Annotated in this window: 7 protein-coding genes; 5 read left to right on the top strand and 2 right to left on the bottom strand. The window is 29.5% G+C overall.

The genetic code is table 4. The features are described 5' to 3' along the window. Positions 1–2: 2 nt before the first annotated feature. Both ACR82Z_RS03535 and ACR82Z_RS03530 read right to left on the bottom strand, forming a co-directional pair. A complete protein-coding gene (locus ACR82Z_RS03535) occupies positions 3–5,510 on the bottom strand; it encodes a PDxFFG protein (RefSeq protein WP_435128887.1) in 5,508 nt (1,835 codons plus the stop codon). A gap of 294 nt (positions 5,511–5,804) precedes the next feature. Beyond that, complete coding sequence (locus ACR82Z_RS03530) at positions 5,805–6,773, bottom strand: ribose-phosphate pyrophosphokinase (RefSeq protein WP_435128884.1); 969 nt, start codon at positions 6,771–6,773, stop codon at positions 5,805–5,807. A 213-nt stretch (positions 6,774–6,986) separates the two neighbouring features. Here ACR82Z_RS03530 and ACR82Z_RS03525 point away from each other — a divergent pair, with 213 nt between their 5' ends. The 5 genes from ACR82Z_RS03525 (at position 6,987) to ACR82Z_RS03505 (ending at position 13,250) form a co-directional block, all read left to right on the top strand. After that, positions 6,987–7,658, top strand: coding sequence for a hypothetical protein (locus ACR82Z_RS03525; RefSeq protein ID WP_435128881.1), 672 nt, complete (start codon positions 6,987–6,989; stop codon positions 7,656–7,658). 47 nt (positions 7,659–7,705) lie between these two features. Next, complete coding sequence (locus tag ACR82Z_RS03520; RefSeq protein WP_435128878.1) at positions 7,706–9,562, top strand: alpha-amylase family glycosyl hydrolase; 1,857 nt, start codon at positions 7,706–7,708, stop codon at positions 9,560–9,562. A gap of 184 nt (positions 9,563–9,746) precedes the next feature. Further along, entirely contained in the window at positions 9,747–10,190 is a 444-nt protein-coding gene (locus tag ACR82Z_RS03515) for a hypothetical protein (RefSeq protein ID WP_435128875.1), read from the top strand. A 39-nt stretch (positions 10,191–10,229) separates the two neighbouring features. Continuing rightward, entirely contained in the window at positions 10,230–12,719 is a 2,490-nt protein-coding gene (locus tag ACR82Z_RS03510; RefSeq protein WP_435128872.1) for a hypothetical protein, read from the top strand. 12 nt (positions 12,720–12,731) lie between these two features. Continuing rightward, entirely contained in the window at positions 12,732–13,250 is a 519-nt protein-coding gene (locus ACR82Z_RS03505; RefSeq protein WP_435128869.1) for a hypothetical protein, read from the top strand.

The raw sequence follows: 13,250 nt of genomic DNA, 5'->3' as shown, positions 1-13,250 counted from the left end.
TCCTATCCTGTTATGTTAAATTGGTAATCAATCTTGATTATTGCTTTACCTTTATCTTGTGTTTTTGAATCTTCATTATGTCTTATAGTTACTGATGCTTGTGTACCTGTTTTTCCGTTTTCTGCTAATTGAGTTACATCACCTAAGGTAAAATCGGAAACAACTTTATTATTTTCATCTACAAATTGAATGTAGTATTGATGCTTTGGTAATAATAAGGTATTACGGTATTTAGCCATAACTCCAAAATCAGATATTCATGAAGTATATCCTTCATCTTCTACTCTAACTTTAGAACTTGCATCACCTTGTTGTTTGAGATAAAAGACGTTATTTGTTCCTTTAATATTAATTGGTAAGAATTTTTGCTCACCTGTTTCAACATCTGTAAAACGAAGTTGTTTTATCTTTTTAGCATCTTCGTTAGAAACATATCCGTATAATGCTAATGAATCAATACGTTTATTTCTAAAGATACCAGCTACAGTTCTCTCTCCGATACCAAAATTACGTAATTGTGAAATAAAGAAAGCTCTCGGACGTGATTTAATTGGTTGATTTTTAAAGTCCTTTAGACGGATGTCATCATCCATAATTTCTTTTCCATTATCATCATAAAGTTGCATTCCAATAGCGACTTTTTGATAGCGATCTTGGAAGTAACCGTTGCTTTTGGTTATAAGTTTTCCAAAATATGATGAGGATCTATCCTCGTTTCTTCCGTTTGAATCTGAAACATCAGATAATTTACCTTTATATACACCAATTACTTTTTCGTATGTATCTTGTAGTTGCTTGTCTTGCTCTTCAAATAATTTAGCAATTTCTTCATTAAGTTTCTTGTTAGCTTCTTGTAATTGATTTTTAGATGCTATACTAGTTGCTTTTTCAGATTCTAATTGCTTCTTTTGCTCATCCGTGATTTGAGTTTTCAATTCCTTATCAATTTGTGCATTTCGATTATCGAGTTTTTGTATTTCAATTTGGTTTTCTGATGCTAATGATTCTTTGATTTGACGATCTAATGAATTTTTAAAGTAAATATCCTTGGTTTGATTAAATAATTTATCAAATGCTTCTGCTCTAACTGCATCAAAACTTGCATTAATAATATTTGAATAACTATTTTTATGTTCATTTCAAATTTTTAACTTAGTTGCATCAATTACATAATCTTGTCCTGTATATGCTTCGTTTGCATTAGTTAAGTATGTAGGCAAGTTACCAAAATCAGCTGTGGCAGGGACATATGTAGTTTGCACATAATCACGAGTTAAAGTTTCTGGAATTGAATATATATAGTCAGTAAATTTATCATTTAACAAGTTTTCAACACGTGTAGAATTATATTCAAGAATATCAGAAGAAGGATATCCATTGTTAAATACAGTATAAACCGCTCTTCTTAGGTATCAAATGCGATCATTATCACGATAACCTTGTCCTAAGTAAGTAATGATATTACCTACAAATTGATATAAGTCTTGTGTATTAGTAAATTCTAGTATCTTAGCAGCAGAATCTTTACCTACAATGCCAGTTATATAATCAGAGAATATTTTTTGCAACTCTAGTGCATCATATGATGTACGTTCTTGTGTTGGTGTGATAAGTTCATTATCAACCATAAATTTTTTATCAAAGTAAAAGCTGTCTGTAAAAGTATTACTTAAAATATCGATTCCGTATTTAGATGAAAAAATTGCTTGATTTTCTTTTAACTGAGTTGCTGGATTAAAGTCTGTAACTGTTCAGAAATAATCTGAATTTCTAAATCTTAACATTAATTCATTTGCAAGTTCTTGATCGCTTGCTGCTGCAATTTTTGATTTATTTTCTGCTGATTCATCTGAAGTTGCTACTGCTGCTTTAAATGCATCAAAATCAAATTTAGTTTTTACGTAATCAACATCTCAATCAAATTTAATTACGGGAGCACCGTCTTTAACAGTTAATGGTTCTAATGATGCTTTAGAATAATCAATCGATGTAAATTCAATAAATTTTTCGAAATTATCAAATGCTGCTGTTGTTTCGCTTTGATTTCCATTTTTAACTGTTGCTAAAAATTCTTTATTAAATGAGTTGTATAAATTATAGTTTTTTACAGTATTTTTATTAAAGTTAACAAATGCTATTTTTTTAACAAGAGCAGAAAAACCTCTAGGATTACGAATTACGCTTTGGAAGGTATCTTTTGAAACAACATTACCATCTGCATCAATACCAGCTAAAAACGGAACAAATTTTTTGTCGCGATCAATGTTATATAAACCAAAACCACTAAACATTATTCCGTAAGCCGGGTTCATTTGTGGACGACCACTAGCATTGTTATCGCTGTTAAACTGTCTAGCATATGGTCATAAATCAGATTGTCCATTTTCATCTGGATTATAAAGTACTTTATTTGAAAAATGATTGTTTAGTATTAACGGGAATGTATATCCTTTTTGAATTTTTCCATCCTTAACAAAAGCAAAAACATTTAACAATTGAGAATAATAACCATCTTGAAATTGTGAACCTCGATTTTGGTTTTCTAAAATAAATCCTACATATGTATCAATTATTTCACTGAGGTTTGTGTATAAATCACCTTTATCTGTTAATGCTGTATATTCTAATGCGCGACGGGTTCCTGGTCGTTTTGTGTTATTTTGGTAAATTTGATCGATTCTGTTTGAATCTGCATCTAATTCAACTGCATCTGAACGGTATTTTAAAGAATCAACAAATCCGTTATCTGTAAAATTGGTTCCTTGAAGCAATGTTTTACGAATTGGACCAATTACACCACCAAAATCTGTATCACGGGTGTTTCAACCTGAATCTGCAAAACGGGTAATTAATAAACTCTCAATTGTACTCTTAATAATATTTGTTTGTTCACTTATATAATCAAGACTTTTTTCATCAAGTGGTTCATTTAATGGAACATTAATTGCTGGTTTTCCATCTTTATCAAAGACATTAATTTTGGTTGCTATAGTAGCGCCATTTGCATCTTTTTGCGTTTCAACTACTGAAATTGTTATTGAATTTGGGGAAGCAATTTTAATCACATCTTTAAGTGATTTTCCTAAACCATCTCTTATATTTTCAACAATATCAGAGATTGCTACTTCTTTAAAAACATAAACATCTTTTCCGTCTATTTGTTTTTTCTCAAAAGTTTTGTTTACACCCTCGATAAATGGATTTAATGTACCTGAATTTTCATCAAATGAATTAGCTATAAATAAATCACCTAATCTTGCTCCACGTAATTTTGCAGCTTCTTGCATTCCTTTAAAGTCTTGTAAAAATCTACGATCTTTTTCATCCAAAACACTGAACACATCACTGTTTGGAATTGGGTTTCCTCAAATTTGCTTGTCTGTTTCACGAACAAATTTTCCGTTTTTATCTTTAAATAAGAAGCGAATGTATTGTCCTGTTGTATCAGTATCTTCAGTTTGTTGCCCTAACGCGTTAACACGAACAAAATCTAAATTAGTACGTGCTTTTAAATAATTGCGCAATGATTTTGCTGAATAATAAGATGTCTCAGTTAAACCACCACGAGTAGAAATCCCTCCAACAACAACGGCATTACTATCTTGATTAAGTGCTTGTGATTGGTCAAGTGTATAATGGTGTCCATATTCATGGGTTGCAACATATTTTAAGAAGTCAGTTGATATCCCTTCGTAATTATCTATTGTAGCAGAAAGCAATAACGGCAATCCTATACGATCGCTATCGCGTAATCCATAATAGTCACCTTCGACTAATTTATAATCATAAAATCCTTGATCGTTAATTGTTCTTTGAATATGTGGTCCATTTAGTTTTTTTGCTAATTGTGGAAACTTTTTAAGAACTTTATCAACTAAACCGGTATATACTTCGTTATAAATTTGATATTTACGAGTCGATAATCCTCTAAGAGGTCTACCATTTTTATCAACGATGCTAATATCTTCTGGGCCTGATTTAATTGAAATTGGATTAATTGAACCTTTGTACCCTACTGCATCTTTAAATTGTTCGAATAATTTATTTTCGGCATCACTCATATGCATCGCATCAAAAGTGATAATTAGTGGAATATTTGTATTAGTGTTTTCTAATGTAATTTCAAGACGTTTATTTTTAACATCAATTGATTTAACTTTAAATTCACGTAAACGATTTTTGCTTTCCTGGGGAACTTTGCTTCAGTCACGCAATGAATCAATCGAATTCATCGCTTCGACTTTTGATGCATATGCAGATAAATTAGCATTTTCATCAGCATAAATTCAAAGTGTTTGTCCTTCAAATGCTTTAACATCAAAGAAATCTAGAAAATGTTTTAATTTTGGATCTAAAATAGCTTTAAATGTTTTGTAATTTATTTCAGAATATGGATCAATTTCGTTTTCAACTGCTGCGTAGACAAATTTTGCATCTTTACCATCTGCATCCTTATAAGAAAATTCGATACTCAAGATTCGATTATCACTATTATTCGGTTTAGATGATGTTACTTTTGTAACTTTTGCATCAACTAATGAATCATAAGTTATTTTCAGGGCATCTGAATGCCCTGAACTATCAGATGTTGGTAAATTAACATCTTTGGTTTCTAATGTAAATGTATATGCTGTGAGATCTTTTGGTAAAATCAATGTATCTTCTAAACGTGTAGTTTTTGGAATAAAGATTTTAAAGGTTTCTCCTAATAATCTGTTTGGATTATAAAGCGATAAAAATGGTAGATTATTTGCTGAACGAGAATTTTTTATCGCAGAAGCAAGTGGAATGGTTGCTAAAAAGTTATCAATAGCAACTTTATCTTGTTGATCTTTAAATGTTGCATATGTAAGTGAATCAGTTCGGTTTCCTGCTCCACCTATTACTGAGTAAACTGGCATCGAACCAAAGAATGCATCAGGAAAGAATTTAATTTCGCTTACTTCTTTATGTAAAGTAGAATGTGATCCTAATGTAATCGCATTTCCGTTTTGTTCTACTCCTGGTACCAATCTAAAACTATCCAAGGTTAATAAATCTGGTCCTCATGCAACATTATTAATAAATCACTTGCTAAAGTCGATAAATTTATCTGGCTTTACTGCTAAAACATATTCATCATAAAATGTAAATGAACCATATTTAACTGCTAAGATAAAACTTTCATTGTATCTTTTATAGTACTCATTAAAAAAGTCTTCAAATGAATAAAGTTTGCTTTTGTTATCATTGAATCCAAATGATTTATAGTCAGGTGAAATAAATCCAACTGCATTTTCTTTAGACGGATCAGTGATAAAGATTTCAGGTGTTAATTCATGATTTTCATTATATAACTTAGAAAAATCGTTTTTCAGTTCTTCTTTACTTACAGGCAGCGATGAACCTCGCACCTCATCTGAGTTATTTGCATATCCATACATTGCTGCTACAGTTATAGCAGATGTAAATGTTATTATGCTGGCTGAAAGTAAAACTTTTGCTTTTAAACTAAGTTTTAGTTTTTTCATACTTCCTTTCTTTATTATAAGTTGGTTTGAATAAATATTCTATATAATTTTACCATAATTTTTCATATTTATATATTTATTGTGTTTTTAAAGAGTGCTATATATCATATGTTTTGAGCATTTTTAACATTTTTTAATAATTTTTTAAAATAATTTTGTTTTTAAGTAATTATTTACATTATTATTCATATAATTTGTTTTATCAGCATAAAATTTGTAATATCATAAAATATAAATTTTTGCTGATAAACTGTAATATAAAAAAAACACACAAAAGTGTGTTATGGATGCTAATTAACTTGATATTTCTTTTTCATAACTGCGGTAAATTTCTGAAACACTTTCCCCAACTAATGATGCATTAATTACTTTACCTAAAAATTCACCAAGTGAAACTATTTGCAATTTTGAGAACTTGTCTAACATTTCATAATTATCTATACTGTCTGTTACAATTACTTTAGAAACATCAGGGTGATTTTCAAAAACTTCAAAACCCTTGGTAAAAATTCCGTGTGTTGCAGCAACTATAACTTTTTTAGCACCATTTGCTTTTAAAGTTTCAACTGCTTTTAAAATAGTTCCACCAGTATCGATGATATCATCAATTATTACAACATTTTTATCTTTTACACTACCTAAAATCCCCATTACTTCTGTTTGATTTACACCAGTGCGGCGCTTATCAATGATGCATATTTGCACACTTTCTGAAATTAATTCAGCTAATCTACGTGCACGCACAGTTCCACCATGATCGGGAGAAACAACTGTAAATTTTTCACCTGTTGCTTTTAATGCCTTTGCGATTGGATATTGTCCCCTTAAATCATCAACTGGTTTATCAAAGAAACCTTGAATTGAAGGATTATGTAAATCCACACAAATTACTCTAGAAACACCTGCTGTTTGCAACAAATCAGCAACTAATTTGGCTGTAATAGGTTGTCTTCCTCGGGCCTTGCGATCTTGACGAGCATATCCATAGTAACTTAAGCATACATTAATTGTTTTAGCACTAGCACGTTTCAACGAATCAACAAACATCAAAAGTTCCATAATATTATCATTTACAGGTCTTGATGTGCTTGCGATTATATAAACATCCTTATTTCTTACAGTTGGAGTAGAAACCAACATAACTTCACCATCAGCATATACAGTTCGTTCTACATTAGAAAGTGGTATATTAATAATTTCTGAAACTTTTTGAGCAAGTTTAAGCGAATTATGCATACCAAACAAAACAATATTATTATCCATTTTTCCTTTCATTATAATTTTACCTTATTTATATTTTAAACTAAAAGATAATTAAATATTGTGTTTTGTGTATTATATGGTGTAAACATTACCAGATAATTAGAAAAATTATGAAATTGTTTATGACTTGATATATCAAAGAAAAAATTTAATAATGTGATAGATAAGTATATATAAAGTAAAAATATATAATTATTAAATATAAGGAATATAATGACAGACAAAAAGAAAAGTAATATTATGAAAAATGTGCTTATTGGTTCATGATTCGTCTTAGGTGCTGCAGGTGTTTCAGCTGCTATAGCAATACCGACACATAATTTAAAATATGTACAATCATTTCCAGAAGATGTAAGCAAATTACGTCAAACATATAAGCAGTTTTTAGATACTAAAATTAGTATAATTAATAGTAATCCAAAAGATACTGATTGAGCATTAAGTTTTGACACAAGAGTAAAAGGTTTTTATGATGACAAAAACCTTACTAATGATCAAAAAATAGCTAAACTTGATGCTTTATTAAAAGAACTAAACGATGGATTTATTGAAAGAAGTAAGAAGAAAAGTTTGGATTACATTGATAAAATCGGTAAATTACAACTACATGAGAATGCTTCTAATACTTTAAAAAGTTTTCAAGAAAGCATTGTAAATTTTTATAGAAACGAAATTCATAAAGCAACTTCTTTAAAATTAATTAATAATGCATATTTCGAATCATCATCAATGCAACAAATCCTAAAAAACCTTGATATCCTTGAAAAGAACAACAAAATTACATCTGAAAAACTTAATGAATTGATATCAAATTGACAAAAAATTAAAGGTAATTTAGATAAAGTTGAAGTATTAAGAAAAGATATCTTAAATCTTGCTAAATAGAGTAAAAATCTACTTTATAGTAGATTTTTTATGCTAATGGAGTAAATATGAGACATAGAAGGTGAATAAAAAAATTTTTATTTTTAACATCATCTGCATTTATTGCAACTGCTATTTCATGCAGTCAACAAAATGATGATGTATCAACTGTTAAAAGATTAAAAGGGTGAGGAAATGATGAATTTGTCGCAGAGAACCAAAAAAGTTTGAATAACGTAAGCTACCAAGATGAATATCAAAATGCAAAAATTCAAGCACCTTTTATCGCTAAGGTAAAATCGAATGTAATGTATCAGTTAACTGTATATTCGTTTGCCGATGGAAATGATGATGGAATTGGTGATTTTATTGGCTTAACTAATAATTTGGATTACTTCGTGAATCTAGGAATAGACACATTATATCTATCCCCAATTCATCCATCTTCATCTTATCACGGATATGATGTTATCGATTATACTGCTGTTGCTCCCGAACTTGGTGGAATGCAAGTTTTTGATAATTTTATAACTAAGGCGCACGAAAAAGGAATTAAAGTTGTTTTAGATATGGTTTTAAACCATACATCTTATGAGCATCCATGGTTTCAAAAAGCTTTAGATGGAGATAAAAAATATCAAAAATATTATTATTTTTATGACAACAAACCAACAAACGATAAAGATTATGGAGAAGACAAAGATGTAAGAATAATCTTTAAAAATATTAATTATCATCAAAACCAAAAACCTGATACAAATCTAAGATATGCAGCAAAATTTTGAAAAGGGATGCCTGATTTAAATTTAACTAATCCAGATGTTTTAAAAGAAATAGAATACATTCATAAATTCTGAATCAAAAAAGGTGTCGATGGTTTTCGCTATGATGCTTTTTACCATTATTTTGGAAGTGAAAATTCACATAAACCTACCGATAGTGATGGATCAAGAACATCACAATTATTCTTTGATTGACGTGATGTGTCTGATAAAGAAATTAAGCAAGCAATAGAAGATAATGTTTCTCGTTCTGATAAAGAAATATTTATGTTCGGAGAATGATGAAAAAGTGTTTATGATGCATCAAAATATTTAATGTATGGAAGGTCGAATTATAAAGCTCTTGGTAGTGTCTTAGATGGAAAACATTATAAATATCAAATACATCCGTTTATTAATTCTGATGAGGAAAAAAACTTAATCAATTATCTTAACAGCGATGAAGGTATGAGTTATTGATTACCGTTTTTAGATAACCATGATATCGATCGTTGAATAGCAAATTATAAAAAAAATGTAACAAAAACACCATTAGGAACACCACATAAACTTAACGATAAAGAAAGAGCAGGTTATTTAGCGGCATTATTTTCTTTGCTTTCTCGTGGTGGAACACCTATTTTATATGACGGAAATGAAATATTAATGCAAGGTGGAGATAAAAGTAAAGGTGATGATAAAATTCGTGAAGCATATTGATGAAAAGATTTGCACAAAAGAGTTTATTTTAAGGATGAAAGATCAGGAAGTGATATTATTCAAACACAGGATTCAAAAGGCGAAGGATATGTTGAATCATTAGTTTCTGATAAAAACGGTGCATATGTATTAGTTTCAAAATTAATCCATTTACGCGAGCAATATCCATCACTTAGAGATCAAGATATAAAATATATTAAGAAACCATCAGACATTATCAAAAATGCATCAAATTATCCTAATAATTTAACCTTAAGAGATAACCATGATGGAAGTTATTTATTAGTTGTATATAGTGACAATTTAGGTAGTTTCGAGATTAACCTAAAAGATGGATATAAATTTGATAAGGATTTAATCAATCAAAGTTTTCAAATGAGTGAAAAATCATTGAAAAGCAATTCACACATAAAAGTCGGAGTGTTTTTGATTAAAAAACAATAACTAACACTTGAATAAAAACCAATTTATTTACAAAAAAATAAAATTGTTTTGTCATAATCTATCTATAAATAAGTAAATTATGGAACAAATATCTTGACATATCAAGTTATCAAAGGAATTAATATCATATTTTCACAATTATTATGTGTTTTTTGTATTGCTATATTATAATTTAATCAGGATTATGAAGAAAAATATACATTTTTCAAAACCACCATTTAAAACTCGTTTTAGGTGGTTTTGAGTAGGTAAATTACCTCTTGAACGCAAATATACTCCAAAAATCCTAGAATATTTATTTTTACTCTTTGCAAACGTTGTTGTACTTATTATAGAAATTATTTTTATCCAAATTATTATCAATCTCAGTAAATCTCCTAATGTTTTTAATATTGAACTTTTCAAAGCCTTGCAAAATTATTGAGTACGTATAATGTTTGCTGTATTAGTAATAAATTATTTAGCGATTGCTTTAATAACTCTTCATGTAATTTATATAATGTCAAAAACAGAATTTAATCACTGGATAGGTTATGTTGCTTGTATAAGTGGTTTGTTATTACTCTCACCAATTTGTATTATTTTTTCTTTTATTGCATATCAAAAAAATGAAATTGCATTTGAATAATCCTGTAATTACTTAACAATAGATAAGGAATATTGAAATATGAAAATAAAAAAAGCATTAGTTTATACAGGTGGATTATTATCGCTTGGAGCAGCAGGAGTTGCTGTTTCTTGTGGAACAAGTGGTTCATCACAACAAGACACTGGAAAAGGTTCAAAGAAAATTTACATCGCTGTGGATGGAGCACAAAAGGACTTTTACAATGAAGTTAAGAAACTTTTTGATGCTTCTGATTCACACACAAAAGATGGATTTACACTTGAATTTATTCAAAAAGGTGTTTTCGATGCATTAAACCTTGGTACACAAGGATTAAACGACCCAACAGTTCCTGATATTTTCTATTTACCTCAAGACCGTGTTACAGAATTTGCACAAAATAATTATTTAGCTGACTTAGATACTTTCTTTGGAGACAAAGTAAACGATACACCAAAAGTACTAGATGATTTAAACAAAGTTGTATCGCTACCTAATGACCAAAAAGCCGATATTGTTAAATTCGGAACTATTAACGGTACACAAAATCAGAAACCTACACATAAATTTTTAGCAGTTCGTCATAACAAAGAAGGTCTTATTTTAGCTTCAAACAAAGATGAAGCAGACACAAGAGCTGAACTTACAAATAAAGATACAGATACATTGAAAGAACTAGTTGAAAAAGGTAAATTAGTCTTAAGATTACAAGACTTTTGATATGGTAATGGTATTTTATATGGTGGAATCAAAAAAGCATGAGAATCATACACACAAGTGCAACAAGATGAATTAGGTGGAGATTCATTATCTCAATCATTCTTCCAAAAGAACTTATACAAAAATAATGAAGGACAAGTTTCATCATGATTTGTAAAAGGTGATAAATGACATGGATTACTTAAAGATGGATTAAAAGAAGTTGCTAATGTTTTATATCCAATTATTCATGCAGCTTATGGAATGACACCAGAGGCATACAAAGAAACTGTTTGAGCTAAAAACGGATTAAGTCAAGGTGATTTACAAGCAATGTACGGAAGCGATATGGGTGTTGTTAACCAAACTATTTTTAGTGCAATGAAAGATAAAAAACTTGACTATGCATTAATTGGGACATGAGATGTTCAAAACTCAAGAGATGCAGCAAATGCACTATCATTCTTCAATGTAGTTCCTGTTGATGATGGAGCTCCATACATTCAGGCAGCCGGTGGTTGAGGTTATGGTATTTCTTCAAGAAACAACGGATCATCACCTGAAAGAAAGAAAGCACTTGAAGAAGTTTTAAAAGCAGCATTTAATTTCGATTCATACTATCAATACTTTAAACAAGATTCTAAAATACCTTATTCAGAAGCTCTATTTTCTAGAATGTCAGATAGAATCAAATCAGATAATACATCAGAAGAAACTAAGATACAAAATTTTTCAAAAAATTTAGGTTATGCTGATTTTAATGAACTTAATAGTAAACTAGCAACCGTTTTAAGTGAACTTAATGAATTAAAAGGAAGCTACGGAAAATGAGGTTTATGAGAATCAAAGGCTGATGAAAACAATCCTATCGCAGATGCTAACCAAGTTTCAAAAGATAAGATGAAAATTACATTCAATGGTTCAGCTGAAACAAAAGCAAAAGTTGATGAACTAAATAATTCTTTGGTAAATGCATTGCCACTCAGAAATACACTTGCTGGATTAATGGGATTCACAACTAAATGAAGCGATGAATTAGTTGGTAGCACACCTGCACAACCATGACAGCTTGGTGCAGACAAGATGAAAGCGGGAGCATTTGCTACCTTAACAAACAAAGATAAGTTTGAAAATCTAGGTTTTGTTGATATGGTTCAAGATAAACCAGATGAAAATGGTAACAACGGAACATTCCACTTAAGAAAAATTGAACAATTTATTTTCGGGGTTAACGGAGATGACAATGGTCAAAAAGTCGCTTTAATTGCAAAGATTCAACAAGCGATGAAAGACAATAAACTCCAAGAATTTGAAGATCAAGTATTTGCTCGTGCAAAATTCTTCTCTAATACTGCTGCTCCTACAACTGTTTCTGATGAACAAATCCGTAAAATTGTAAAACTTTATTTAGCTGGATTTGAAAACTTTGCTAAGATTTCAACTTTTGCTGATGATTTTATGTCATCTAAGATGCAAAAGAAAGATGGAACATTATCTGATGTTACCATTGCTACCACTAAAAATAACATTGATGAATACAATAAATCAATTTCTGTAAACTTTGTGTTTAATGTTCTAACATCAAGCAAAAAACTTCAAGAACAAGGATTAGGTATTCTACAAGTACAACCAACCAGATTTGATAACTCTAATCCAAACCTAAAAACTGTTTGATCAAATTGAAACGATAAAACTTTTGGTTCAGCAGAATGATACAGATCATTAGGTGATAAACTTCAAACACAAGATAAGTTTTTAAGTGCAATGGAAGATAAATTATCAGCTGATTATACTGAAACACTTAATGCAATAAATTCTGGTAACTTACCAGTTAGAGTAGTATTCAAATAATAAGTAAGCTAAATGTACAGTTATACTAAATATAAAATAAATATCGAAAAAAAACAGTTTTATATTTTACTAATACTATTAGCACTGCTTACAGCAGTGCTTCTTATATGGGTATTAATTCCATTCGGATATGGAATTAATACTGAATCGGTGCCTATTGAAATAAGAAGTGATGCAGATAAATTAAGTGAATTTGCAAAAAATCATGCCATCGCAACATTAGTTGCTTATATTGCAAATACCTTAGTTTTAGTTTTCTTTATGATTTATTTACTACTTTTAAGAAGCAAATTGAAAGCAGGATATATCTTTTTCACGTGTTGAATTATTGTTTTTATTTTACTTACAGGATTACCTTTTTTTAGGGGAACATCTTATATGAGTAACTTTCAAATAATAACAGGTGCATTTATATCTATTTTCTCTTTTTCAACTGTTATTGCTTTATTTACATTCAGTATGCAATATCATATTCAAAGAAAACTTCATTATTATGAATGGGTTAAAATACACAAAAGAAAGGCAAGGTAA

The sequence above is a fragment of the Mycoplasma sp. 6243 genome (genome assembly GCF_051200785.1).
In the GTDB taxonomy this organism is placed as follows: domain Bacteria; phylum Bacillota_I; class Bacilli_A; order Mycoplasmatales; family Metamycoplasmataceae; genus Mycoplasmopsis.
The sequence above is the reverse complement of the archived record's forward strand: the minus strand, read 5'-3'. Positions and strand labels throughout refer to the sequence as shown.